Origin of the sequence: Rhizobium tumorigenes (assembly GCF_003240565.2) — a bacterium.
In the GTDB taxonomy this organism is placed as follows: domain Bacteria; phylum Pseudomonadota; class Alphaproteobacteria; order Rhizobiales; family Rhizobiaceae; genus Rhizobium; species Rhizobium tumorigenes.
On record NZ_CP117255.1, the window covers coordinates 192,652 to 216,797 of the forward strand.

Here is a 24,146-nt window from a genome sequence, read left to right on the forward strand (position 1 = left end):
CCCCAGCATGTCCATCGTAAACAGCCTCAGCCCGCGCGCGCTTGCAGCCCCCGAAAGCGGTATCGTCGAAGTCCTCAATTATGCCCGTGGGCGGGACGGTCTGCTGCCGCTCTGGGTCGGCGAGGGTGATCTGTCGACGCCTGATTTCATCAACCAGGCCGCCATTGCCTCGCTTGCCGCCGGCGACACCTTCTACACCTGGCAGCGCGGCATCCCGGAATTGCGCCAGGCGCTATCGGATTATTATGCCCGTCATTTCAACGTGGCGCTCTCTCCCGACAATTTCTACGTCACCGGCTCAGGCATGCAGGCAATCCAGCTCTGCGTCCAGGCGATCACGTCGCCGGGCGACGAGATGATCTATCTGACCCCGGCCTGGCCGAACATTGCAGCGGCCCTCGAAATCGCCGGCGCACGCTCGGTCGGCGTCCAGCTCGATTTCGAAGGCGGCAAGTGGGCCCTGGATATCGGCCGCATCGAGGCCGCCATCACGCCGAAAACCAAGGGCCTGTTTCTCAACACGCCCTCCAACCCCACCGGCTGGACTGCGAGCCGTGAGGATCTGATCACGATCCTTGCACTCGCCCGCAAGCACGGTCTCTGGATCATGGCTGACGAGATCTACGCGCGTTTCTACTACGCAGGCGGTCGCGCGCCGTCGCTGCTCGATATCAGGCAGCCGGATGATCGCATCCTGTTTGTCAATTCCTTCTCCAAGAACTGGTCGATGACCGGTTGGCGCATCGGCTGGATCGTTGCGCCGCCGGAAACCGGGCAAGTTCTTGAGAACCTCGTGCAATACTCGACGTCAGGCGTTGCTCACTTCATGCAGATGGGGGCGGTGGCCGCCCTAAACGCCGGCGACGAGTTCGTGGAGAGCAACATCGAGAAGGCGACGCTGTCGCGCGATATCCTCTGCGAGGCACTGGTTTCCACCAACCGCGTCGAGACGCTGAAGCCCGACGGCGCGCTATATGCTTTCCTCAAGATCGACGGCATCACCGACAGTCGCCAGGCAGCGCTCGATATCGTCGACAAGACCGGCGTCGGCCTGGCCCCGGGAACGGCATTTGGCGCCGGCGGAGAACTGTTCCTGCGCGCCTGTTTCCTGCGTGATCCCCGACAGATCACCGACGCCGCAGAGCGGTTGAGCAAGTATATCCTCAGCCTCTGACCGGCGCCCGAAAGTGTCCACACTCCCTGTAAGCGTTCAGGAATTTGTTGTTCCGCGCAAAGTCGCTAGAAGCCTGTCGATATCATCAAGACATTGCTAACTATGCCACCATTCTCCCGTCCTTAAAGTTGTGGAAAGGCGGATTGATAATCAAATATCAAATGACGCGAGCCAATGCTCCCGCGATGAAAAGCCAGGGATGCAAGACATGGCGATATTGGTAACGGGCGGTGCCGGCTATATCGGCAGCCATATGGTCTGGACCTTGCTGGATGCCGGCGAGGATGTGGTGGTGATCGACAGACTGTCGACCGGCTTCCGCTGGGCTGTGGCACCGGCTGCGCGTTTTTACCTGGGCGATGCAGCCGACGAGAGCGTGCTGCAAAAGATCTTTGCCGAAAACGATATCGAAGCGATCGTCCATTTTGCCGGCTCGGCCATTGTTTCCTCCTCGATCACGGATCCGCTCGCCTACTACGAGAACAACACCGGCAAGACGCGGGTGCTGATGAGCGCTGCCGTCAGGGCAGGGGTCCGCCATTTCGTCTTCTCCTCCACGGCCGCCGTCTACGGGCCGCAGCCAACGGGCGAACCAGTGCCTGAAACTGCATCGCTCAATCCAGAGACCCCTTACGGGCTCTCCAAGCTGATGTCGGAGTACATGCTGCGCGATGCCGCTGCTGCCTACGATTTCCGCTATGTCGCACTGCGCTATTTCAACGTCGCCGGAGCCGATCCGGAAGGCCGCACCGGCCAGTCGACGGAAGGCGCCACGCATCTCGTCAAGGTGGCCTGCGAGGCAGCTCTCGGCCGGCGCCCGACTGTCGATATCTATGGCACCGACTATCCGACCCATGACGGCACCGGCGTGCGCGACTACATTCATGTCAGCGATCTCGCCGAGGCGCACCTGAAGGCCCTGCAGCACCTAAGGGCAGGCGGGCCGTCGCTGGTTGCCAATTGCGGCTATGGCATGGGCTATTCCGTCCTCGACGTGCTCAACATGGTGACGCGGGTCCACGGACGCGCCTTCCGGATAAACCACGCGCCGCGCCGGCCGGGCGATGCAGCCTGCGTCGTTGCCGATGCAAGCTTCGCCCGCGATGTGCTCGGCTGGACGCCACGGCGCAACTGCATGGAAACCATCGTACGCTCCTCGCTCGCCTGGGAAAATCATCTGGCTCAGCGCCGCGAGGCCGACCGGTTCACGACCCCAGCCCCCGTCGCCGCCGTCTGCTGACATCGCAACGGCATAAAGGCGCGCGTGCGCCTGTCGCCGTACTTGTCGATCCCGCGTCTTATTCTCAGATGCCGCTGGACAGACCGGTAGAGGGTGCCCATCTCCTTCGCAAAGGGGCGGAGTTCGGCAATGCAGGCAGCAGACGAGATCATCATCGAACGCAACGGCTCGGTCGGCGTCATCCGGCTTAACCGACCGAAGGCGCTGAACAGCCTGACGCTATCCATGGTTCGCGCCATAGCCAGCAGCCTCGAAAGCTTCGCCGCCGATCCCGCGATTGCCAGTGTCGCTATCATGGGCGAGGGCGAGCGAGGACTTTGTGCCGGCGGCGACATCCGCGCCCTGCACCAGAGCGGCAGCACCGGCGGCGAGGACGCCACCAGCTTCTGGCGTGAGGAATTCCGGCTCAACCGGATGATTGCCGAATACCCGAAACCCTATGTGGCACTGATGGACGGCATTACCATGGGTGGGGGCGTCGGCATCGCCTCCCATGGCAGCCACCGCATTGTTACCGAGCGGACCCGCCTGGCGATGCCCGAGACCGGGATCGGCTACTTCCCCGATGTCGGCGCCACATGGCTGCTCTCGCGCGATGAAGGCGAGACCGGCACCTGGCTTGCCCTGACCGGCCTTGCCATCGGCGCTGCGGATGCGATCTATGCCGGCCTTGCCGACCATCACGTATCCTCGCAGGACCTCGACGAAGTGATTGCTGCCACTGGCCGATTGCCGCCGGGCGCTTCGGCGGAAGAGGTTCACTCGGCAATTGCAGCCTTTGCCACGCCGCCGGAAGACGGCGTCTTCGGCGCCAAAGCCGGGGCAATCGGCCGTGCGTTCGCCCATGACAGCATCGAGGCCATCATGGCGGCGCTGGCCATGGAGCCTGACGCCTTCGCCGCCGATAGCCTGAAGGCCATCGCCACGCGCTCCCCGACCAGCTTGAAGCTGACCCTGCTTCTGTTGCGCGCCGGGCGGAAAAGCCGTGATCTCGCCGAATGCCTGGAGCGGGAACTCTGCGCCTGCCGCCAGATCCTCAAGACGCCCGATTTCTACGAGGGCATCCGCGCCGCCATCATCGACAAGGACCGCAATCCGCAATGGTCCCCCGAAAGCCTCGATGCGGTGGACGAGGCGGCGCTGGAGCGCTTCCTGGAAGTATCCGAGCCGGCGCTGTTCGATCGGTGAAAACGACTGCGTCGCCCTCGGTCAGTCCCTGGGCGTATATTCGACCATCATCGCCAGCACCTCGTCGAATTGCCCCATCCGCTCGGCATTGCGAAAATAGCGCACGCGTTCGACGCTCACTTCTTCCGGCGATTGGTCGCCATTGCCATGGAGTAATGCCATGACCTCGTCGGCAAACTCGCCGAGGGGCTGTGAGTTCGGGTCTTTTGACTGACCCGGGGTTAGCTCCGTCTGCACCTGAGGCGGAATGATCTCGATGACCTCGACGCATCCCTTGAGCAGCGGGCGGATGGCGGCGGTGTAGGAGTGGATCGCGGCCTTGGAGGCGCTGTAGGTGGGCGAGGCCGGGTAGGGAACGAAGGCTGTGCCGGACGAAACATTGATGATCGCCGCATGGTTTTGTGCGGAGAGGTGGTCGATCAGCGCATTCGTCATCCGGATCGGACCCAGCACATTAGTTACGATCATACGTTCCGCGTCGGCGAGGTCGCGCCTCCGTGTCGGATTTTCGCTCTTGTAGGTCCCGGCGTTGTTCACCAGCACATTCAGATCCGGATAGGCAGCAATGATCTCGCCTATACCCGTTTCGACCGCAGCAGCATCGTCGATGTCGAGTTCGTGGACGAAGATGTTAGCCCGACCCTGCGCTGTTTCCTCTAGCATCTCGCGGCGGCGCCCGGTGACGATGACGCGATTGCCGGCATCGTGCCAGCGCTGGGCAAGCGCACGCCCGATGCCCGAACCGCCGCCTGTGACGAGGATTGTGTTGCCGCTTGCCTTCATGTCGTTCTACTCCTTCAAGAGATACCCGAAAATTCGGGATGCAGGGGATTACTCCTGCGAGAGTAGTATCGTGAGAGTAAGATGTCGTCAATCCGGTTGTTCATTCTGTCGTCCTTCGATCTGCTCGGCCCCATGCATGGCCATCGGCTCCGGCTCGAAGCCGAAAACCGCTATGTGTCGCTGTGGACCGACATATCGGTCGGCGCCGTCTACGGTGCGATGTCGAGGCTGGCGGAGGAGAAGCTTCTTCGTCAGATCAGCGAAGAGCGTGATGGCAATCGTCCCGTGCGGCAGATCTATGAGATCACTGACGAGGGTCGGCGCGTTCTAGCCGATCTCCGCCGTGCTGGCCTGACCGACATCTGGTACAAGCATGATCCGTTCGATCTTGCCCTGATCCGGCTCGATCCCGCCAGCGCCGCCGAACTGCCGCGCCTCCTCGATATCAGGTTGAAGGCGCTCGAAGCGCAGCTAGCGGAAGCCAACCGCATCAACGACTGGGCGGCTCCCTACATCGGCATCACGAAACGATCGGCGCTTAAGCACGGGCAGCATCGGTTACGGGCCGAGATCGGTTACCTGCGTGAGGTGATGGCCGATATCGATGCCATCGTCGCAGAGGTCGGTGCGGGCAAAGTCTGACCGCTACCGCCACTTGCCCCGCATTCGCGCCCCCGTCCTCGGCAAGGGTCGCAATTCGCGATGGCTGCCCGCAGTCCTGGCAGCCATCGCCGATTTCGGGTTCGTATCAGCAGTGACACAACACTCTGGTCGAATCTAAGCCTTTGCCGGCAGGCGGGCTATCACCTTGATCTCGAAATCAAAGCCGGCGAGCCATGTCACCCCGACGGCAGTCCAGGTTGGATAAGGCTTTTCCCCGAAGTAGCGCTGCTTGACCGGCATGATGGTGTCGAACTGGTTCTGCGGATCGGTGTGGAACGTCGTGACATCCATCACATCCTCGAAGGTGCAGCCCGCTGCTTTGAGCACGGCAGCCAGGTTCTCGAAGGCACGTTCAACCTGGCCCTGGAATTCGGGTTCAGGTGTCCCGTCGATGCGGCTGCCGACCTGGCCGGAGACAAACAGCAGGTCGCCGGACTGTATCGCTGCCGAATAGCCGTGTGCCTCGTAGAGCGCATGTCTGTCAGGTGGAAATATCGCGTTTCGCGTTGTCATTTCATTCCTTCCGGCCCCGGTGGGCGCATCGCCCGCAGGCTTCCCACGGCAGGCAATTTGAGATACGTTACGTATGCGAAAGTAGAGGACATACGGTGCGTATGTCAATCCATATACGGTACGTATGTGAAGACGGAATGATAGATGGCGAAGCGGCGTGTTGAGACGATGGAAGAAAACCGGGGCAAGCTCATTGCCGCCGGGCGCAAGGCGTTTGCGGAAAAGGGCTATTTCGCCGCGTCCATGGACGAATTGACGGCTGACGCTGGCCTGACGCGTGGCGCGCTGTACCACAACTTCGGAGACAAGCGCGGACTGCTCGCCGCCGTGGTCAACGAGATTGATTCAGAGATGGCGCAACGGGCCAAGGCGATTGGTGCGGCGCAATCAGACGAGTGGCAGGGTCTGCTCGCGGAGGCGGCGGCCTATATCCAGATGGCGCTGGACCCCGAGGTTCAAAGGATTGTCCTACTCGACGGCCCCGCTGTCCTCGGAGACCCATCAAAATGGCCCAGCCAGGACAACTGCCTCGATGTGACAAGGCAGGCGGTGCAAAAGCTCATGGAAAAAGGAATCCTCAAGCCCCTGGATGCCGAGGCGGTTGCCCGACTTCTCAGCGGGGCTGCGCTGAATGCCGCGCTGTGGGTCGCAGCAAGTGAAGACGCCGAGGCCGTCCTCCCGAAGGCCCTCGACGCGTTTCAGGCACTGGCCACGGGCCTGCTCGCCAAACCAGTGTGAGGCACATCAAAGCTCGGCGGCGAAATCCGCCAGAATTCGGAGCCCCGGCACCCCTCCGCGGCTCTTGAAGCGATGTCCCCCGGGAATTGGTTCGTTGACAAAGATTTCCCGCGGTGATTGAAGTGGCGCGGGTTACGAACACCTGCCGCCTGCAGACGCAAGTCACGGTGAAGTTCGGCAGACAGACTATCCTCACCCTCGAAGCATTTCGGTGGTGGCAATGCGGGCCCCCATCCTCAGCCGAAATGCCTCTCTGGAGGAGTGAGCAATGTCCACAAGACATTCTGACGACAACCTATTTCTGACTGCGCCTGTGCACAAAATATTTGCCGCTACCGCCTTGCCCATGGCTGCCATCATGCTGATGAATGGGCTTCTCGGTATCGTCGACGCCGCATTCCTCGGTCGGTTCGTCGGCGCGAAAGCCATGGTAGCTGTCGGCATCGCCTTCCCCGTGCTCATGCTGACCATTGCCTTCTCCACGCTCGTCAGCGCCGGGATGTCCAGTTTGCTGGCTCGCCAGCTTGGCGCCTCTGCCCGCGACGCGGCTGCCGCGACCTTTGCGGCCGCCCATGGGCTTGCCCTGCTCATCGCCGCAATGCTGATCCTGATATTTCTGGCGGGAGGATGGAGCTTTGCCTTGCGAAGTGCCGGATCCGACCGATCGGTTGCGGAAATGGTCTGGGTCTTTCTGGCGATCAGCATATTCGGAACTCCGGTGCAGTTCCTGTTGGGGATTCACGCCGATGCCTGGAGGAACGAGGGAAAAGCGGGGTTGATGGCGCTCATGTCACTTGCCGTGACGCTCATCAATATTGTGCTGAACTATATCATGATCGTGCTGCTGGAACTCGGAATCGCCGGATCGGCTCTCGGCACGATGCTCGCGCAGGCAATAGGGCTGGCACTGTTGGTCGGCTTGCGCCCGTTTGTCGGCGGGATGATGCCCCTTGGGAGCCTCTGGCGGAACCGCTGGACAGGGGAATGGCGACGGCTGCTGGCGCTAGGAGCGCCGGTCAGTCTGAGTTTCATGGGCATAGCACTTTCGGGAACGGCCGTGCTTCTTGCCCTGCGTCTCGGCATCAATTCAGATTACGAGAAATCCATTGCCGCCTATGGCATTGCGACCCGCGTTTTCGGTTTCACGTTTTTGCCGATCATGGCGATCGCGATGGCTATGCAGAGTGTGGTCGGCAACAATGTCGGTGCCGGCTTCTGCGCCCGCGCCGACAAGGCCCTTTGGATCGCGGCGGCAACCGTATTGGTCTATTGTTTTGCCGTGGAAGTTTTTCTGCTCTGCGCCGGGGGTAGCGTCGGCGCATTGTTTGTCTCAAATCCCGATGTGATTGCCGAAACCGGAAGGCTTTTCCGGCCTATGGCGGCTCTCTACCTGGTTTCAGGACCGGTTTTCGTCTTCGGACTGTATTTTCAGGCCGTGGGCCAGCCGGCGCTGGCGGGCTTGCTGACGGTAGCAAAGCCATTCGTGCTGCTGCCGTTGCTCATCGCGGTTATTGCAGCCATGGGGGGCGCCGATCTGATCTGGTTCGCCTATCCGCTGGCAGATAGTCTCATCGCGATTGTCGCCCTGCTGGTGCTGTCTTCTGCCCTGAGAACGCATAGGCGAGCCAGCGGGATGGGCTTTAGTAGTATGGGGAGGCCGTCATGACTGTCAAAACCATTGCGGAAGCCAAAGCACAGGCAAAAAAACTGAAGACCGCCTTAGCTCTCCAGGGTGTCAGTTTGGGTCATGGCCACGCACTAGAGGTAATTGCCCATCAGTCCGATGCTCGCGACTGGAACACCTTGTCGGCACGTCTTGCAGAGGCAGTTCCTTCACCATTTTTCCTGCGTCAAAGGGTGCAGGGGCAGTATCTCGGGCAAGCCTTCAAAGGCGAGATCAACGCCTTGTCCTCCACGGGGAAACACTATTCCGTCTCTGTCCGGCTTGATGAACCGGCGGATACGGTGACCTTCGCTGGCTTCTCCAACATGCGCCGCGTGGTCAGAAGCGTTGTTGACGGCAATGGAAATTCAATCCGGAAGACGTCGAACGGAACATTCCACTTGGTCTTGGCGCCGCTATGAGGGACTGCCGCTACCGCCACATCCCCCGCATACGCGCGCCGACATCTACCCGGATCTGCCTTGCCTGCTGGGCGGCGGGTGAGTCTGAGCGGGCGGTGGGCCAGCCGCAGACTTCGAAGAACTGCAGCAGGGTCGCGGGTATGAAGCGGGTACGGTTGGCATAGACGTGACGGTCGCCCTGGGCGTTCTGGCCGTGGACGAAGAAGCGTTGCGGCAGGACCAGGTCGAGATTGTCCTTGGCGCGGGTCATCGCCACGTAGAGCAGCCGACGCTCCTCCTCGATCTCGGCTGATGTGCCGACGCCGAGATCCGAGGGAATGCAGCCGTCGATGACGTTCAGCATGAATACCTTGGTCCATTCCTGGCCCTTGGCGGAATGGATGGTCGAGAGGATGAGATAATCCTCGTCGAGTAGCGGCACGCCGGCCTGGTCGCTCGTCGCATCCGGCGGGTCGAGCGTAAGTTCGGTTAGAAAACGTTCCCGCGAGGGATAGCCCGAAGCGATCTGTTCGAGCTGCAGAAGATCCGCCTGTCGTGTCGCGGCATCCTCGTGCAAGCGCTCCAGATGTGGCGCATACCATTCCCGCACCAGGCCGATCTCGGCCGGCCAGCCGGCCTTGCCCGATTTCACCGCCTGCAAGGTCTCGACAAAACTGGTCCAGTCATCGCCGCTGCGAGGCGGGGCGGGGATTTCGGTCAGCGCGGTAATCGGGCTCGCCTCGTCGTCCATCCGGTCGAGCACTTTTTGCGCTGTCGACGGTCCGACACCGGGCAGAAGCTGCATCAGTCGGAAACCGGCCACGCGGTCGCGTGGGTTCTGGGCAAAGCGCAGGGCGGCCAGCATATCCTTCACGTGGGCGCTGTCGAGGAATTTCAGGCCGCCGAACTTGACGAATGGAATGTTGCGCCGCGTCAGTTCGATCTCCAGCGGGCCGGAGTGGTGCGAGGCCCGGAAGAGAACCGCCTGCTGTTTGAGAATTGTCCCGCTCTCGCGGTTCTCGAGCACCATGTCGGCGATGTAGCGGGCCTGATCGGCCTCGTCACGGACGGTCACCAGCTTCGGACGCTGTGCCGACGTCCGCTCGGTGCGCAGATTTTTGGTAAAGCGCTCCGAGGCGAGATCGATGACGGCGTTGGCGGCGGCAAGGATCGGCTGCGTCGAGCGGTAGTTGCGGTCGAGCGTGACGATACGGGCGGCTGGCGAAAACGATGCAGGGAAATCGAGGATGTTGCGTACCGTCGCCGCGCGGAAGGAGTAGATCGACTGGGCGTCGTCGCCGACAACCGTAAGGCCCTGTCCGCCAGGCTTCAGCGCCATCAGGATGGACGATTGCAGCCGGTTGGTGTCCTGGTATTCGTCGACCATGACATGGTCGAACCGGTTGCCAATGTCTTCGGCGATCAGCGGCTCATGCACCATATGCGCCCAGTAGAGCAGCAGGTCGTCGTAATCGAGGACGTTCTGCACCTGCTTCGCCTCGACATAGCTGGCAAAGAGTTCCCGCAGCTGGTTTTCCCAGGTGGCGCACCATGGGAAGACATCGCGCAGAACCTGGTCCAGCGGCGTCTCGGAATTGACCGCGCGCGAATAGATGGCAAGGCAGGTGCCTTTGGTCGGAAAGCGGTTCTCGGTCTTTGAAAAACCGAGGTCATGCCTGATCAGGTTCATCAGGTCGGCGCTGTCTTCGCGGTCGTGGATCGTAAACGCCGGGTCGAGGCCGATCTGTTCGGCATAATCGCGCAGCAGGCGCGCGCCGATGCCGTGGAATGTCCCGCTCCAGGCCAGTGCATCCGTCATGATTCCGGCTTTCGGGCCGAGCACCTGGGCGCAGATCTTCTCGACGCGGCGGCCCATCTCGGCAGCAGCCCGGCGCGAGAAGGTCATCAGCAGGATACGGCGCGGATCGGCGCCCTTGACGATCAGGTGGGCAACGCGGTGGGCGAGCGTGTTGGTCTTTCCGGAGCCGGCGCCGGCGATCACTAGCAGGGGGCCTGAAACATGGCTTCCGTCGATATCGGTGCCGTGCTCGACGGCCAGCCGCTGCTCGGGATTGAGTTTTTCCAGATAGGCGGCGTTCATTGGCTCTCCTCTATTGCTCCGGAGCGGCCGCTGCCATGCCGTATTGTATTTCCGAAGATTTTCGAAGCACCATTAGATTGCCCGAATGTTCGTTAAATGTTCTGAATCGGCGAAAACTGTCAAGCGAGCTTGGGCCGGTTTGACGCAACGACGCGCAGAATGGCGGCGGTCGGCTTTCGTTTACTTAACGAATCGGAAAGGTTAGCAATGTCTTTAATATTATTGCGTGCCCCGGGAGAAGCGTCGGAATGAATGAGACGATTGCAGTCGGGTTGCACCAGCCTGATGGGCCGGTCGGACTGCAGGATGGGCGCATCGCGTGTGTCGAGATGGAAGACGGTCGCCGCTGCGTATCGGTGATCGCACCGCACGGCCAACGCCGTGAAATCTGCCGACCGGGCGGACGTCCGTCCGGGTTGGCTGTCGATGGCGATGGTTGCTTCTGGGTGGCTGGCGGTCCGGAAAACTCGCTGGTGCGCCTGTCGCCCGAAGGTCGGATGCTCCAGATGATCGAAGGCAGCGAGACGGGACCCTTCGTCCTGCCGCGTGATCTCGCTTTCGGTCCGGACGGGCTTCTGTACATGAGCGACGCTGGCGTTCGGATCGCCGATCTCGTCATCGGCCAAACAATCCGGCCGGACTTTTTGAATGCGCCCTACAATGGTTGCATCTACCAGATCGATCCAGCCGACGGGCGCGTGCTCCGGTCGCTGGCTGCGGGCCTGCTGTTGGCGAGCGGCATTGCCTTCGATTCGAACGGCTTACTCTACTACAGCGAGATGCTGACAGGTAATATCTATCGCCAGGTGCTCGGCGGCCGGCAGGAAATCTTCGCCCACGCCCTGCGCTCGCCGATGGGTACGCGCCTGAAGGGACCGGCCGGCTTGGCCTTCGATCGTGACGACACGCTTTATTGCGCCGTGTATGGCCAGGGCGACATCTGCCTGATCGACACGTCCGGCAAGCTCTCTGGCCATATCCGCACCAACGGCGCGCTCCCGAGCAACGTCGCCTTCACCGTCGATGGCAAGCAGGTGCTGATCACCGAACAGGAGCACGGCGCCATCGAGCGCATCCCGGCGCCAAAGCCGGGGCTGCCGCTGCACCGTCCAAAGATCTGATCAGGCTATCGAGCATAGAAAAGGGCGCCTCCCGCCGGCCAGCCCCTAACCGAAATATGTAACCCGGGTAGAGACCTGTACCGGATCCCTTGCGGCATGGGTGTCTCTGGCGGTTTGTCTTGCCGGAAATATCTTGGTGAAGCATTCTGGGCACCCACCTGTCGCGAAACAGTGGTTTTTGCGACGTCGAAAAGTTCAGCCGCAAAACTGTCGCATTAATTGGAAGATTTGCGACAAAGGTGAAAGGCTGCTTTTGGCCCAAAGCGGACAAGCCAGGGTGTGCAAGCTGTCCGGTTCATGCGGCGACTGTCGTCCTCATGATGCGATATACGCTTGCAGGCGGCAGGTTTGCATGGGTGGTGCTGATGCGATAGCCTTGAGCCCCAGCCGCTGGAGTAAAGTATCAGCAATCCTCCACTAAGCAGGCGGCTGCATCAGCTCTATGGTGATACCATCCGGGCCGGAGACGTACGCGACCATTGTTCCGCATCGGGGGCCGGCTGGTATCGGCTGCGGCGAACCATTCACTGCCCACCCCGCCGTCTCAACCCGCGCGATCGCCGTGCGGATATCCTTAACCGTGAAGGCGATATGAGCGGCGCCGATCGCACCCGCGCTACGAGGTGTCTGGCCCAGCATACGGCCTGTCGAATACTCGAGAAGCTCGATAGGGTAGCCATTTGGAGCCGTCACCAGCGCCATTCGGCAACGGGGGTCGTCAACCCCCGTAGCCTCCCGTAGAAACTCCCCACCCATCTCTCCTCGGCGAGCAAGGTCGAAACCCATCGCCTTAGTCCAGAACTGGATCGCCTCCTCCAACGAGGCGACCGAGAATCCCGTGTGGTCCACAGCTATTACGCCGGCATCTTGGGCCATCTTTAATCCTCACATATCTACCAGTTACGTCTGCCCGCTCTAGCGACGGCTCGATAGCCTTACGAACTTTCTTTCGTCTCTCGACACCGTTCGGAGCATCACTTCGCGTCAAATAATTCGGCAAAATGAATATAATAACTCGCATGTTCCGCCTACCATCGAAATGAGAATTAACCCAGCCAGCAAAAGCAGGGACGGAGTATCCACCGGAGGGCTTTGGCCGGAATTCGTTATGCCAGGCCAAAAAACTACTCCTTTTGTCCTTCAGCAGGTCCAAATTTCTTTCTTCGATGAAAGGCAGAAAATATCGTTCTTTTTGAAGAGCGAAACTCTGATGTTCCCGCTCAGCCTTGCGCAGGCACCATCGCATCAGTGGTGGCTTTCTCTTTCCTCCGCTGCGTATCCAAACACCAGAACACACGACTATCTGTGCGACGACCTTCCAAATTAATGAATATCGAACGGTCCCGTGGAGCCGACGGCTTATTGCGAATGTCTCCTTTTGGCGCGAAGCGGCCGTGACGGTGTCCTGCCCGTTGCGGTCATACCTTGCTCAGAAAGTCTATGAGGCCGTCAGGGGATATGCGGTACAAAGTCGAGGGAGAAGCCCCAGCAAGCTTTTATTCCTGCCCCTTTCAGAAGCGAAAGTTGGAACATCGGCTTCGTTGGTGGTTTAAACTCATCTATCCAACTGCGCGGCGTGATCTCCCTCAGACCTAGCGTTGAGAGGTGTTTGTTCAAATGTCTTGCAACAATTACGTCGCGCTCGGCCGCCGAGAGCAGGTCGACGGTCTCCCCAGGCCGGTCCTGATGCTCTGACTCGGCAGTCGGGTCGAACCACTTCAACAAATTGCGCAGCCAATCCATCGACACTCCAGCTATTGGTAGACTCTGTCATCAGTTTAGTAGCGTCCCGACTCGGTTTTCAAGACAGAGGCTCGGCCGGCAGTGATTTTTGTGCGCACGGCGCTTAACGGATTGCGCGAGTCTTGGCATTGGGGCGCGCCAATGGAATAGGTTGCCTCACATCATCCGAAGGCGCTGAACACAGGCTAACGGCAGCTACACTCGGGGCTGCCAGAACTAGCCAGTGCACTCCCTGCCCCAAATCCACCACTACTCTGCGCCCGGCGAATATCTCCTATTGGCGCATAACGGCCGAGGCGTCTCTCGGCTGTTGCGGTCCGGGCACGTGCCGCAAAGGCCGACCAGCGTTCAGTTCGTGAAATAACGCATTGGCGTTGTGCCCAATGCCTTCTTGAACATGACGATGAAGGCGGTGGCGGATTCATATCCTAATTCGCTCGACACCCGCTGGACAGTCGCGCCGCTGGCCAGTTCACGCAGCGCGATGACCAGATGCAGTTGCCGCCGCCATCGGCCAAAGGTAAGTCCCGTCTCCTGGACCATCAGCCGCTTCAACGATCGCTCGCTCATGGCGACGTGTGACGCCCAATCGACCAGGGTGCGACGGTCGTTCGGCTCGGCCATCAGGGCAGCGGTTATCGCGGCTATTTTAGGGTGGCTAGACGCGGGCAATTCCAGCCCCTGTATCGGCATTTGCGCGAGTTCGTCCAGCAAGACCCGCACCATGCGGCCGACATGATCGTCCTGAGCAGAATTGACCGATACATCCGCCAGTCGAAGAATCATCTCGCGGAGCATCGGCGACACAGACAGAGTGCAGCACTGCTGCGGCAGCGTCGCCGCGGCGGGTTGAACGAACAGATAGGACAGGCGTGCGTTGGACGTGACTTGGTTGCTGTGAGGCACGCCGCCAGGTATCCAAACCCCGCAGTCCGGTGGAACAATCCAGAGCCCGTTTTCCGTCTTGCAGGTGACGGCCCCGTGCAGGGCCAAAATGAGCTGCCCTTGCTCGTGCTGATGCTCGTGCACTTCAGCTTCATAATCGCTGAAGTCGAGGCGGACAGCGAAGGCCGGACGGTTCGACCAATCGGGATCGAAGTCATCGAAGCAGGAACGCGGCATCTTTGCGGATTGGCCCAATTTGGAGATCATCTGGCATTATCTCCCAATTCGCGCGGACCGCAATAGTCTACCATCAGGCGATCAGCAATCGAATGGAGACTATCATGAGAATTTCCGTCGTCGGCGCAACGGGGCGGGTTGGCGCTAAGCTAACCCGTGCCCTGCTGAGCGCCGGGCATCAGGTCAGAGCGTTGTCGAGAGGCGGCCCGACGCTCGACGCACTGGTCACGCTCGGAGCAGAGCCGTTTCTGGGAAGCTTCGACACAGGAGCGGGAGACCTTGACCAATTTTTCCAGGATGCGGATGCCGCGTTCTTGATGGTGAAGACTGATTGGAACAACATCGAGGGACACTACCCCGCTGTTGCCCAGCGCTTCGTCGACGCGCTCGAAAAATCCTCCGTCAAACTGGCGGTAAGCCTAACGGCCATGGGGTCGGACGTGAAGGGGAAGACGGGTCATTTCGAGTGCTTTCACGGTCTGGACGAAAAGCTCAACGAACTCGGCAATATCAATCTCGTCCACCTCCGCGCCGGATGGTTCATGGAAGACACGTCTCCGTGGACGGGGCCGGTCGCCAAATACGGTCGAATCGCCTGGTTCTGCAAACCTGATCTGAAGATGCCTTGGGTAGCGACCGACGACATCGCATGGCTGGCAGCGAGGGAACTGACCAATCCGACGGGCAGGCACCGCGTTTATCTCGAAGTCGGCTCGGAAGATATCTCGATGAACGAACTGGCCGCGATCATTGGCAAGGAGATCGGCAGGCCGGTGGAGTACCGATATATCGAGACGACCCGCAAAGACGTGGAAGCCGAGTTTTTGGCGCGGTTCGGGACGCCGGCGAAATGGCAGGACGACACCCTGAGCGCAGACGCTTTGAACAATGGAATTGTCAGGTTCCATGGACAGCACGAGGATCGTCCGAAATTGCCGACGACGATGGAGGCGTTCATCGGCGACGTCTGGAAGACGCGCTACCTGAAGGCAGTCGAAGCGGGAGACCAACCAGAGACGTTTTTCATGTGGACCGCTAAGGACTAAATTTAGATGGACGTCATGCTGGTTTTTTCCCCTTCCAGCAATCTCCAAGTCTTTGCCGCACGCTGGCGCAATGCGCCAATTGCAGTCAGCCATCTGACCGCTCTTGGCGCAAAGCGGACGTGCTTTCGCAAATATCCTAACATCCTCGACAAGATCATCGGTCCCTGACTTTTCAGGGGAATTTCTGTCGCAAAAGCCACTCGCAAAAGCGGGAGTTTCGCGACAGACATTTGCGAAAGAAAATATTCCACATTTCACTTAAGGGCGCCTCCTGCCGGGGCGCCCTTTTTGTTTATTCCGCTGCCGGAAGCTGCTTTTTCGGCTTGGCCGCTTCGGCTTCTGCTGCCTTGGCGTCGTTTGCGACGGTAACTGCGCGGTGGCGGGTGCGCCAGTCGCCGAGGAACAGCAGGATCGGCGCTGCGATGAAGATCGACGATGCACCGGCAACGAGGATGCCGAACACCATCGGAATGGCGAAGCTCGACACGGCGCTGCCGCCCCAGATGGCCATCGGGACCAGCGCCAGAAATGCGGTAGCGTTGGTGTAAAGGCTTCTGGCGAGCGTTTCGTTGATCGACTTGTCGATGATCTCGCGCAATGGCATCGACTTGTAGAGACGCATGTTTTCACGCATGCGGTCGTAGACCACGACCTTGTCGTTGACCGAGTAGCCGACCATCGTCAGCACTGCAGCAATGGCCGTGAGGTTGAAGTCGAGGCCGGTGATGGCGAAAAAGCCCACCAGCTTGGTGACGTCAAGCACCAGGGTCACGATGGCGCCGACGGCAAACGGCCATTCGAAGCGGAACCAGATGTAGAACAGCATCGCGAAGCTGGCGATGACCACCGACAGGATGCCGGCCCAGGCCAGTTCGCCCGAAACCTTCGGGCCGATGACATCGGTGCCTTCGACCGTTGCTGTCGGGTCGATCTTGGTGACTTCGGCCTTCAGCTTGGTAACTGCTGCCGTCTGGGCTTCCTCGCCGCCATCCTGGCGCTGGGCGCGGACCAGGATGGTGTTCTTGTCGCCGAACGACTGCAGGGTGATTTCACCCAGGCCGAGTGTGTTCAGGCCTTCGCGGAAGGTCGAAAGATCGGCGGTCCCTTGCGTCTTCACCGACATCTGGATGCCGCCACGGAAGTCGACGCCGTAGTTGAGGCCCGGATAGATGAACAGCCCGATCGAGGCGAGCGACAGGATTGCCGACACTGCGACGCCGAAGAAGCGAGCCTTCATGAACTGGATGTGCCGGTCATAGGGTGAGAACCGGAACATCGACTGGATGTTGATGACCTTCAGCTTGCGGCGGCGGGCGATGGCGATCATCACGACGCGCACGAAGGCAACCGAGGTGAACATCGAGATGATAAGGCCGAGACCCATGGTGACGGCGAAGCCGCGAACCGGGCCAGAGCCGAAGTAGAACAGGATGGCGGCGGCAATCAGCGCCGTCATGTTCCCGTCGATGATGGTCGAGTAGGCGCGACGGAAACCGTTGTCGATGGCGGCAAAGGCGCCACGACCCTTGCGGGTTTCTTCACGGATGCGCTCGTTGATCAGCACGTTGGCGTCGACCGCAAGGCCGATACCGAGAACGATACCGGCGATGCCCGGCAGCGTGAGGGTGGCGCCGACAAGCGTCAGGGCCGAGAAGGTCAGGATCGTGTGGATCAGCAGGGCGACGTTGGCAAGGATACCCCAGGTGCCGTAAAGCACGAAGATGAACAGGGCGACGAGGGCAAAGCCGACGAGGCCGGAATAGATGCCCATCTTGATGGCGTCCGCCCCGAGGTCGGCGCCGACCGTGCGCTCCTCGATGACCGTGAGCTTGGCGGGCAGGGCGCCAGCGCGCAGCAGTGCCGACAGCGTGGTTGCACTTTCGGCGGTGAAGCTACCGGAAATCTGGCCGGAGCCGCCAGTGATCGGTTCGCGGATGACCGGCGCGCTCAGCACCTTGTTGTCGAGAATGATGGCAAACGGCTTGCCGACATTGGCACGGGTGATTTCCGCAAAACGGTTGGCACCGGCGCTGTCGAAGCGGAACGTCACCAGCGGTTCATGGGTATTCTGGTCGAACGAGACGCGAGCATCGGCGAGGCGGTCGCCGGAGAGCTCGACGCGATCCTGGATAGCATAGCTGTTGCCCTTGTCGTCCTTCATGACGGTGACGCCGGGGCCGGGGTTGGTGATGTCGCCGCTGTCAGACAGCATGTGGAACGACATTTTTGCCGTCGAACCCAGCAATTCGCGCAGGCGCGAAGGATCCTGGGTGCCCGGCAGCTGCACGAGAACGCGGTTGTTGCCGATGCGCTGGATGGTCGGCTCGGACACGCCGACCTGGTCGACGCGCTGGCGAATGATCTCAAGGCTCTGCTGGACGGCAGCGTCGACATTGGCGTTGATGCCGACCTGCGAGTAGGCGAGCGTGATGATGCCGTTGTTTGCGTTGACATTGAGGTCGGACTGACCGGCGCTGATGCCTGTGGTGATGGTGTTCGCCAGCGTCTTCAGCTCGGTCACGGCCGCGTCGCTCTGCGACGGATCGGTGAGCGCAATGACGACCTGTGTCGCATTCTGGACGACCGACTTGGTCTGGATGTTCTTCGCCCTCAGCACGCGGCGCGCATCCTGGACAAGCGTCTGCAGACGTTCGTGCACCAGATCGCCTTCGTCGACTTCGAGAACGAGGTGGGAGCCGCCGCGAAGATCGAGGCCGAGTGCGACCTGGCTATGGGGCAGCCAGGCGGGAATGCGGTTGAGAGCCGATTGCGGCAGCACGTTCGGCAGGGCGATGAGCATGCCAAGCACGATGATCACCGAGTAGGTGAACACGAGCCATGGAGAGGTTCGCATGATGTCTATCCTTGAATACGCGTTTGCCAGCGGGAAAAGCGCTGGCGCGTGTGTCTGATGTAAAGGGAAATGCGCCGAAGCGCGCGTTCTGTCAGGCTGAAACGGCCGGCGGGCCACGGGCCAGGTAGGCGGGGGCATTGTAGGGCCCGGAAAGAGATGAAGCCAGCGCTGGAAGGCACCCGGCGTCGTCGTCGAAAATGTGGATCGGCGTGGCAAAGGCAAGCAGCGCAGCGTTGCCATCATGCCAGCTGGACTTTGGCTCGGCGTTGCGCTCGGCAGCAACAACGCCTCGGGCATTGTCGCGCTGGGTGATGTAGTGAGGCTGCTGGCTGCCCTTGGCCGCAGAGAAATTATTAGCCTCGGTACTGGCGAACGTTGCAAAGCCGCCACCGAAGGCAAGGCCCAGATAGGCAAAGAAAGCGACGATCAGCGACGCCACTACGCGGGGCATGGCACCGCGCTGCTGTCTGGTCTCTTCGCTGTCGGCAATGCCGTCGTCGGACAGGCTCAAGGGCTAAACGACCTATTCACGTGCAGTTACAAGCGTGTCCGCTGTCTTATCAGCCGACGGCACATCTTCATAGTGAGGCCTGTCATGATGCACTTGACGCAGCCGGTCAACCATCCCAAGCGCAATTTCCCGCTCGCCCATGATGACGGTATCGGCGCCATAGCGCGTCAGTTCGTCCACCTCGGCGTCCGAATGGGCCCGCGCGACGATCAAAATGGATGGATTGAGGCTGCGCGCCTGTTCCGCGACGCTGCAGGCCTCGAAGGCATTCGGGATGGCGATGACGAGGCTGCGGGCCGCCGCAAGATTGGCAAATGCCAGCACTTCGCCCGAAGCCGCATTACCGGAAATTGCCTCGATGCGCCGTTCGCGCAGGTCGATGACGCGCTTGTCCGTATCCTCGATGACAAGGAACGGGATGCCGGAAGACAAAAGGTTCTGGCCAACGATGCTGCCAACCCGGCCGTAGCCCACGACGACGACGTGACCTGTGAGCGTCGATGGTCCCGGATCACGTTCTTCTCCGATGACCGGAACTTCGGATTCTTTCTCCGGCTGTGCCGCTGCAGCAGTCGCCGCCTCCACCTGCGCGCTTGCCTCTTCCTGCAGCCGGGTCTTGTTGCCGAGATAGCCTTTCAGGCGTCCACACCCGTAAAAGACCAGGGGATTGAGGATGATCGAGATAATGGCACCAGCCAGGATCAGGTCGCGGCCCTGTTCCGGCAGCATGCCGAGTTCAACGCCCATCGCGGCGAGGATGAAAGAGAATTCGCCGATTTGCGCAAGGCTGGCGGAAATCGTCAGCGCCGTGCCGAGCGGCTTGCGGAATGCCAGCACGATCAGGAAGGCGGCGGCAGACTTGCCGACCACGATGATGAACACCGTTGCCAGCACCAGCAGCGGATGCTCCAGCAGGATGCTAGGATCGAACAGCATCCCGACCGAGACGAAGAACAGCACCGCGAAGGCATCGCGCAACGGCAGGCTTTCCTGCGCGGCGCGATGGCTGAGTTCGCTTTCGGCAAGCACCATGCCGGCAAAGAAGGCGCCAAGTGCCAGCGAAACGCCGAACAGCTTGGCCGCGCCGAAGGCTACGCCGAGCGCAATCGCCAGCACGCCAAGCCTGAACAGTTCGCGTGAGCCTGTATGGGCGGTGCGATGCAGGATCCATGGAATGACGCGGCGCCCGAACACCAGCATCAGCGCCACGAACAGCGCCACCTTCAAAAGCGTCATGCCGATGATGCCGCCGATACCGAGGTCGAGGCCGAACATCCTGTTGACCGCTGCCGAGAGAGGCTCGACCGGGCCGTGGCCGTCACCGGAAATGCTGGCAGCCGCAGGGATCAGCACCAGAGCCAGGACCATCGCCAGATCCTCGACGATCAGCCAGCCGACGGCGATCTTGCCCCGCTCTGTCTCCACCAGTCGACGCTCCTGCAGCGCCTTCAGCAGCACGACCGTGGAGGCCACCGAAAGCGCCAGGCCGAAGACGAGACTGCCACCGAGCGACCAGCCCATCAATTCACCGAGCCCCCAGCCGAGCAGCGTGGCAAAGGCGATCTGCACGAGAGCTCCGGGAACCGCAATGAAGCGCACCGACAGCAGGTCTTTCAGCGAGAAATGCAGGCCGACGCCGAACATCAGGAGAATGACGCCGATTTCCGCAAGCTCGGGTGCCAGTCCCTGGTCGGCGACGAAGCCTGGCGTATAGGGGCCTGCAAGAACACCAGCGACGAGATAACCGACCAGCGGCGGCATACGGAGCTTGTTGGCGATTGCGCCGAAGATGAAAGCCAGCACGAGACCCATGACGATCGTCGAGATCAAAGGTGTATCGTGCGGCATGGTGGTATCCCCCGGCTGGAAATCCTGTAAATAATATGACATATATGGTCTAGAGTGACCAATATGGGTATTTTTAATCGTGAATCAAGGCAGTAAGCCAGCTATTCTGACGCCCGCACATTGTCGTGCGGCGCGCGGCTTTCTGGATTGGACGCAGAGTGACCTTGCGGAAAAAGCCGGCGTTTCGCGCAGCACCATACGCGACTATGAAGGCGCCCGGCACGACATCCATCGCGCCACCGAGGCACAGCTCAAACTGGCTTTCGAAGACGGCGGCGTTGTCTTTACCAACGTCGATCCGCTTGGATGGACCGTCGGTTTGCGGAAGTGAAGTATCCATCAGGATGGGGGTACGCCCTTCAAGCGAATTCGACTGCGTGGAAAGCTGACGATACTTTCAGCCTGCAATCCTTTTCAAGGCCTGCAAGCTCGATTCAAGATGTTTGAATAGGTGGGCTCGCTGCCGCAAGGAAATGTGCTGGCTTCGTCAACGCATTGAATAGAAGACAGATAACGAGATTTTGGAGTTGGCTGCTTCCGAAACGGGCTTAGAGGACCCTGAGGGCAACCTTTTGCCGCGAGTCGTCGATGCGGCTCAAAATGGTGAATGCAAACAGCGTTATGCTGGCAATGAGCGTAGCGCTCAGACCAAGAACAATCATTGCTCTTACCTCAAAGGGGCGTGGACGTGACTCTGACTTTACAGTTAGGCCACCAACCTTGCGTGTGACTTGTGGCTCTACTCTAGCACCAATAATACTTTGCCGCATAAAAGATTTATTCGAATGCGCTCATCTTCGACGGCGTGTTAACCTTCAAGCAAGGAATTAACCATAAACATTGCGTTACACGTCGGAATGGGAAGATGTTGCTCCTCCCCACCAGGCATGACGCCGCCCCCTCGTACCGGATATTGGCCCGGATCTCTCCTAGACAGTTTCAACCTAGATGAACGCGTCGCGCATTGCCGTCGGGTCGTAAGATCCCCAATGCCCGTGCCTCGTCGCAGACCGTTGATATTGAACGATTGCATAATTCAGCTGGGACATTCGTCCCGGCATTGCGGCGGGAATGGTTTTGACACAGGACTCGATACCAGAGCAGGGACAAAGGACGCAGGCAGGCAGCCTTCGCGATCGTTTGCGCTTTGCCGGCCTCGATGCCGACCAGTGCGAAGCGCTCCGCCGCCACCGCCCGATGCTCCAGTCGCATCTGAAAGCGGGCCTGCGCGATCTCTTCCATCGCTTCCAGTCGATGCCCGATGCGGCACGCAATTTCACCAGCGAAGCCCAGCTCGAGCGGCTGCACGATCTGCAATCGTCTCACTGGGATGTGCTGACGGATGCGCGCTTCGACAGCCTGTATGCCGAGCGGGTCAAAGTCCTCGCTGATTCCGAAAGCAAGATGGGCCTCGACCCGCGTTGGCACGTTGCCGGCCATGGTGTCATATTGGAGCATCTGCTGGCGGGCGTCATCGGCGATCTCGCCGGTGGTTCGATGTTGCCGGCCGCGAAGCGCCGTGCCCGGGAATCTGCAGAACTTGTGGCGAGCCTCGTCCGGCTTGTCATGGTCGACGTCGAAATCGCCGTGTCGTTGCGCTTCAATGAAATGCGCATCCAGCACCAGCGCACCTTGGCAGAGCAGCGCGTCACCGACCAGGCCGAGGCCCGCGCCATCTTCGCCGATGTTATTCGTGGTCTCGGTGAGCGTGACCTGACAGTGCGCGCACCCACCGACGTCCCCGAAGCCTATGCCGAGCTGGTCGGAATGCTCAACACGACGCTCGAAGCCATGCAGGGTGAATTCGGGTCGCTCGCTGCCCGTGTACAGACGATAGAGACCGCTGCAGACGGCATCGCCATCGACAGCCGCAGCCTGGATACATCGGCCGCCGATCACGCCGGGCAGTTGATCGCCAACGCACGGCTTCTGGCCGGGCTGGCAGATCAGGTGCGCGACAATGCTGCGACGACGCGCTCCGCCGAGCGGGAAGCGGTCAAGACGCGTAAGGCCGCCGAAGACAGTGGCCAGATCGTCGGCGAGGCGATTGCCGCCATGGCTGACATCGAGACCTCCGCCGAAAAGATCGGCCAGATCATCGGCAGCATCGACGAGATTGCTTTCCAGACCAACCTGCTCGCCCTCAATGCCGGCATCGAGGCGGCCCGGGCCGGGGATTCAGGCCGCGGATTTGCTGTCGTCGCCCAGGAAGTGCGGGCTTTGGCCCAGCGCTCCGCCGAGGCCGCCCGCGAGATCAAGACACTGGTGACCGGCACCAAGGCGCAGGTCGTTGCCGGCGTACAGATGGTTGGCCGCACACAGGATGCCATTGGCGGCATCGTCCTCCAGGTCACGGGCATCAATGACGCCATCTCGGGCATCGCAGATGCGACCGATGCACAGGCAGCCGACCTTCGCGCGGTCACCGCAGAAGTCGACATGCTGGGCACGAAGGTCGCCGCATCGAGCAGCCTTGCCCGCAGTTCGGGCGATGAGGCCGATCACCTCCACACGGTGGTGGTCGAACTCGGCCAGACCATCCGCGAATTCCGCGTGGCGCGCCAGAAACAGTTTTCCAGCGACAGGGTTGCGCCGGTACGCCCGGACATCAAGCCTGTCGCATCGCTCGGCGAAGGGTCTGCCGGGGATCACTACGATTTCCCCTTGCGGGTCGCAGGCCTCGGGGGTGACCGAAGTGTTTACTGACGATCGCACCTCTCGGCCGCATGCGTCGAAGACAGAATTCAACCGACAAGGAAGGCAGTAATGGCAGCGAAGAAGGCAGATAAAAAGATCAGCCTGGTGGCAGTGCTGGACCTCAACGAGGCCTCGACGCTCCGCAGCAAGCTGATGGGGCTACGCGGAAACAATGTTGTGGTCGACGCCTCCGGCGTCGAACGGGTCGGCGCCCTCTGCGTCCAGGTGATCATGGCTGCTGCCAAGACCTGGGAAGAGGACAAGCTTTCCTTCACCTTTTCGAAGGTGTCGGATGCATTTCAGAAAACCATGCAGCTGATCGGGGTCAACATAGATCACCTGCTCGCAAAGGAGATCCGGCAATGAAGAAAAAAGTGCTCACCGTGGATGATTCACGGACAATTCGAAACATGCTGCTCGTCACGCTCAACAATGCCGGTTTCGAAACGATCCAGGCAGAGGACGGCATCGAAGGCCTGGAAGTTCTGGAAGGCGCCAATCCTGACGTCATCGTCACCGACATCAACATGCCTCGTCTCGACGGTTTCGGCTTCATCGAAGGTGTCCGCCGCAACGAAAAGTTCCGCGCCATACCGATCCTGGTGCTGACGACGGAAAGTGACGCGGAAAAGAAAAATCGCGCACGCCAGGCCGGCGCCACAGGCTGGATCGTCAAGCCCTTCGATCCGGTCAAACTGATCGATGCTATCGAGCGTGTAACCGCTTAATTAGGATTTCTT

Annotated in this window: 22 protein-coding genes and 1 pseudogene; 14 read left to right on the top strand and 9 right to left on the bottom strand. The window is 60.5% G+C overall.

What is annotated here, in order from left to right; all coding sequences use genetic code 11:
- Nucleotides 1–7 precede the first annotated feature (7 nt).
- The 3 genes from PR017_RS00970 to PR017_RS00980 all read left to right on the top strand — a co-directional run bounded on the left by PR017_RS00970 (nt 8) and on the right by PR017_RS00980 (nt 3,602).
- Complete coding sequence (locus PR017_RS00970) at nt 8–1,174, top strand: pyridoxal phosphate-dependent aminotransferase (protein WP_111216734.1); 1,167 nt, start codon at nt 8–10, stop codon at nt 1,172–1,174.
- 208 nt (nt 1,175–1,382) lie between these two features.
- Complete coding sequence (galE, locus tag PR017_RS00975) at nt 1,383–2,414, top strand: UDP-glucose 4-epimerase GalE (protein WP_111216983.1); 1,032 nt, start codon at nt 1,383–1,385, stop codon at nt 2,412–2,414.
- 129 nt (nt 2,415–2,543) lie between these two features.
- Nucleotides 2,544–3,602, top strand: coding sequence for an enoyl-CoA hydratase/isomerase family protein (locus PR017_RS00980; protein WP_111216736.1), 1,059 nt, complete (start codon nt 2,544–2,546; stop codon nt 3,600–3,602).
- 21 nt (nt 3,603–3,623) lie between these two features.
- Here PR017_RS00980 and PR017_RS00985 read toward each other — a convergent pair whose 3' ends face one another.
- Entirely contained in the window at nt 3,624–4,385 is a 762-nt protein-coding gene (locus tag PR017_RS00985) for an SDR family oxidoreductase (protein ID WP_111216738.1), read from the bottom strand.
- A gap of 81 nt (nt 4,386–4,466) precedes the next feature.
- Here PR017_RS00985 and PR017_RS00990 point away from each other — a divergent pair, with 81 nt between their 5' ends.
- Nucleotides 4,467–5,027 carry a PadR family transcriptional regulator gene (locus tag PR017_RS00990; RefSeq protein WP_111216740.1) on the top strand — a complete coding sequence of 187 codons (561 nt, stop codon included), beginning with the start codon at nt 4,467–4,469 and terminating at the stop codon, nt 5,025–5,027.
- 135 nt (nt 5,028–5,162) lie between these two features.
- Here the strand turns inward: PR017_RS00990 and PR017_RS00995 are convergent, their stop codons facing one another.
- Nucleotides 5,163–5,561 (bottom strand): RidA family protein, encoded by a 399-nt coding sequence (locus tag PR017_RS00995; protein WP_111216741.1) that lies wholly within the window; start codon nt 5,559–5,561, stop codon nt 5,163–5,165.
- A gap of 144 nt (nt 5,562–5,705) precedes the next feature.
- On the opposite strand from PR017_RS00995, the gene PR017_RS01000 reads away from it, so the two are divergent.
- From PR017_RS01000 to PR017_RS01010, 3 genes are all read left to right on the top strand, one after another.
- Nucleotides 5,706–6,299: a TetR/AcrR family transcriptional regulator gene (locus tag PR017_RS01000; RefSeq protein ID WP_111216743.1), complete on the top strand. Its 594-nt coding sequence runs from the start codon at nt 5,706–5,708 to the stop codon at nt 6,297–6,299.
- A gap of 268 nt (nt 6,300–6,567) precedes the next feature.
- Nucleotides 6,568–7,965 (top strand): MATE family efflux transporter, encoded by a 1,398-nt coding sequence (locus PR017_RS01005; protein WP_111216745.1) that lies wholly within the window; start codon nt 6,568–6,570, stop codon nt 7,963–7,965.
- The gene (locus PR017_RS01010) at nt 7,962–8,384 is read left to right on the top strand and encodes a glyoxalase superfamily protein (protein ID WP_111216747.1); all 423 of its coding nucleotides are present in this window, start codon (nt 7,962–7,964) and stop codon (nt 8,382–8,384) included. Before PR017_RS01005 ends, PR017_RS01010 begins: the two co-directional genes overlap by 4 nt.
- Nucleotides 8,385–8,394: 10 nt before the next feature.
- Here the strand turns inward: PR017_RS01010 and PR017_RS01015 are convergent, their stop codons facing one another.
- On the bottom strand, nt 8,395–10,464 hold the full coding sequence (locus tag PR017_RS01015; protein WP_111216749.1) for an ATP-dependent helicase: 2,070 nt from the start codon (nt 10,462–10,464) through the stop codon (nt 8,395–8,397).
- A gap of 248 nt (nt 10,465–10,712) precedes the next feature.
- On the opposite strand from PR017_RS01015, the gene PR017_RS01020 reads away from it, so the two are divergent.
- A complete protein-coding gene (locus tag PR017_RS01020; RefSeq protein ID WP_111216751.1) occupies nt 10,713–11,585 on the top strand; it encodes an SMP-30/gluconolactonase/LRE family protein in 873 nt (290 codons plus the stop codon).
- A 417-nt stretch (nt 11,586–12,002) separates the two neighbouring features.
- Here the strand turns inward: PR017_RS01020 and PR017_RS01025 are convergent, their stop codons facing one another.
- From PR017_RS01025 to PR017_RS01035, 3 genes are all read right to left on the bottom strand, one after another.
- The gene (locus PR017_RS01025) at nt 12,003–12,434 is read right to left on the bottom strand and encodes a VOC family protein (RefSeq protein ID WP_240538837.1); all 432 of its coding nucleotides are present in this window, start codon (nt 12,432–12,434) and stop codon (nt 12,003–12,005) included.
- A gap of 600 nt (nt 12,435–13,034) precedes the next feature.
- On the bottom strand, nt 13,035–13,328 hold the full coding sequence (locus PR017_RS01030) for a hypothetical protein (RefSeq protein WP_111216757.1): 294 nt from the start codon (nt 13,326–13,328) through the stop codon (nt 13,035–13,037).
- 348 nt (nt 13,329–13,676) lie between these two features.
- Nucleotides 13,677–14,480, bottom strand: a complete 804-nt coding sequence (locus PR017_RS01035; RefSeq protein WP_111216758.1) for an AraC family transcriptional regulator — start codon at nt 14,478–14,480, stop codon at nt 13,677–13,679.
- 74 nt (nt 14,481–14,554) lie between these two features.
- On the opposite strand from PR017_RS01035, the gene PR017_RS01040 reads away from it, so the two are divergent.
- Entirely contained in the window at nt 14,555–15,496 is a 942-nt protein-coding gene (locus tag PR017_RS01040; protein WP_111216760.1) for an NmrA family NAD(P)-binding protein, read from the top strand.
- Nucleotides 15,497–15,511: 15 nt separating this feature from the next.
- Complete coding sequence (locus PR017_RS01045; RefSeq protein WP_154677452.1) at nt 15,512–15,664, top strand: hypothetical protein; 153 nt, start codon at nt 15,512–15,514, stop codon at nt 15,662–15,664.
- Nucleotides 15,665–15,788: 124 nt separating this feature from the next.
- Here the strand turns inward: PR017_RS01045 and secD are convergent, their stop codons facing one another.
- The 3 genes from secD to ybaL all read right to left on the bottom strand — a co-directional run bounded on the left by secD (nt 15,789) and on the right by ybaL (nt 20,709).
- A complete protein-coding gene (gene secD / locus PR017_RS01050) occupies nt 15,789–18,350 on the bottom strand; it encodes a protein translocase subunit SecD (RefSeq protein ID WP_111216762.1) in 2,562 nt (853 codons plus the stop codon).
- Nucleotides 18,351–18,441: 91 nt separating this feature from the next.
- A complete protein-coding gene (locus PR017_RS01055; protein ID WP_111216764.1) occupies nt 18,442–18,861 on the bottom strand; it encodes a hypothetical protein in 420 nt (139 codons plus the stop codon).
- Nucleotides 18,862–18,873: 12 nt separating this feature from the next.
- A complete protein-coding gene (ybaL, locus tag PR017_RS01060; protein WP_111216766.1) occupies nt 18,874–20,709 on the bottom strand; it encodes a YbaL family putative K(+) efflux transporter in 1,836 nt (611 codons plus the stop codon).
- 35 nt (nt 20,710–20,744) lie between these two features.
- On the opposite strand from ybaL, the pseudogene PR017_RS01065 reads away from it, so the two are divergent.
- The 4 genes and pseudogenes from PR017_RS01065 (at nt 20,745) to cheY1 (ending at nt 24,134) form a co-directional block, all read left to right on the top strand.
- Nucleotides 20,745–21,040: pseudogene (locus PR017_RS01065) on the top strand (helix-turn-helix transcriptional regulator).
- A 746-nt stretch (nt 21,041–21,786) separates the two neighbouring features.
- Complete coding sequence (locus PR017_RS01070) at nt 21,787–23,415, top strand: globin-coupled sensor protein (RefSeq protein WP_425070010.1); 1,629 nt, start codon at nt 21,787–21,789, stop codon at nt 23,413–23,415.
- A 60-nt stretch (nt 23,416–23,475) separates the two neighbouring features.
- On the top strand, nt 23,476–23,772 hold the full coding sequence (locus PR017_RS01075; RefSeq protein ID WP_111216772.1) for an STAS domain-containing protein: 297 nt from the start codon (nt 23,476–23,478) through the stop codon (nt 23,770–23,772).
- Entirely contained in the window at nt 23,769–24,134 is a 366-nt protein-coding gene (gene cheY1, locus PR017_RS01080; protein ID WP_111216774.1) for a chemotaxis response regulator CheY1, read from the top strand. Before PR017_RS01075 ends, cheY1 begins: the two co-directional genes overlap by 4 nt.
- The last annotated feature ends 12 nt before the right edge of the window (nt 24,135–24,146 follow it).

Excerpts from the sequence above, each read along its gene's own strand:
- PR017_RS01075 (WP_111216772.1), top strand. The coding sequence starts at position 23,476 with ATGGCAGCGAAGAAGGCAGATAAAAAGATCAGCCTGGTGGCAGTGCTG.
- PR017_RS00970 (WP_111216734.1), top strand. The coding sequence starts at position 8 with ATGTCCATCGTAAACAGCCTCAGCCCGCGCGCGCTTGCAGCCCCCGAA.
- PR017_RS01005 (WP_111216745.1), top strand. The coding sequence starts at position 6,568 with ATGTCCACAAGACATTCTGACGACAACCTATTTCTGACTGCGCCTGTG.
- PR017_RS01020 (WP_111216751.1), top strand. The coding sequence starts at position 10,713 with ATGAATGAGACGATTGCAGTCGGGTTGCACCAGCCTGATGGGCCGGTC.
- secD (WP_111216762.1), bottom strand. The coding sequence starts at position 18,350 with ATGCGAACCTCTCCATGGCTCGTGTTCACCTACTCGGTGATCATCGTG.
- galE (WP_111216983.1), top strand. The coding sequence starts at position 1,383 with ATGGCGATATTGGTAACGGGCGGTGCCGGCTATATCGGCAGCCATATG.
- cheY1 (WP_111216774.1), top strand. The coding sequence starts at position 23,769 with ATGAAGAAAAAAGTGCTCACCGTGGATGATTCACGGACAATTCGAAAC.
- PR017_RS00985 (WP_111216738.1), bottom strand. The coding sequence starts at position 4,385 with ATGAAGGCAAGCGGCAACACAATCCTCGTCACAGGCGGCGGTTCGGGC.
- PR017_RS01045 (WP_154677452.1), top strand. The coding sequence starts at position 15,512 with ATGCTGGTTTTTTCCCCTTCCAGCAATCTCCAAGTCTTTGCCGCACGC.
- PR017_RS00980 (WP_111216736.1), top strand. The coding sequence starts at position 2,544 with ATGCAGGCAGCAGACGAGATCATCATCGAACGCAACGGCTCGGTCGGC.
- PR017_RS01035 (WP_111216758.1), bottom strand. The coding sequence starts at position 14,480 with ATGATCTCCAAATTGGGCCAATCCGCAAAGATGCCGCGTTCCTGCTTC.
- PR017_RS00995 (WP_111216741.1), bottom strand. The coding sequence starts at position 5,561 with ATGACAACGCGAAACGCGATATTTCCACCTGACAGACATGCGCTCTAC.
- PR017_RS01010 (WP_111216747.1), top strand. The coding sequence starts at position 7,962 with ATGACTGTCAAAACCATTGCGGAAGCCAAAGCACAGGCAAAAAAACTG.
- PR017_RS00990 (WP_111216740.1), top strand. The coding sequence starts at position 4,467 with ATGTCGTCAATCCGGTTGTTCATTCTGTCGTCCTTCGATCTGCTCGGC.
- PR017_RS01000 (WP_111216743.1), top strand. The coding sequence starts at position 5,706 with ATGGCGAAGCGGCGTGTTGAGACGATGGAAGAAAACCGGGGCAAGCTC.
- PR017_RS01030 (WP_111216757.1), bottom strand. The coding sequence starts at position 13,328 with ATGGATTGGCTGCGCAATTTGTTGAAGTGGTTCGACCCGACTGCCGAG.
- ybaL (WP_111216766.1), bottom strand. The coding sequence starts at position 20,709 with ATGCCGCACGATACACCTTTGATCTCGACGATCGTCATGGGTCTCGTG.
- PR017_RS01015 (WP_111216749.1), bottom strand. The coding sequence starts at position 10,464 with ATGAACGCCGCCTATCTGGAAAAACTCAATCCCGAGCAGCGGCTGGCC.
- PR017_RS01040 (WP_111216760.1), top strand. The coding sequence starts at position 14,555 with ATGAGAATTTCCGTCGTCGGCGCAACGGGGCGGGTTGGCGCTAAGCTA.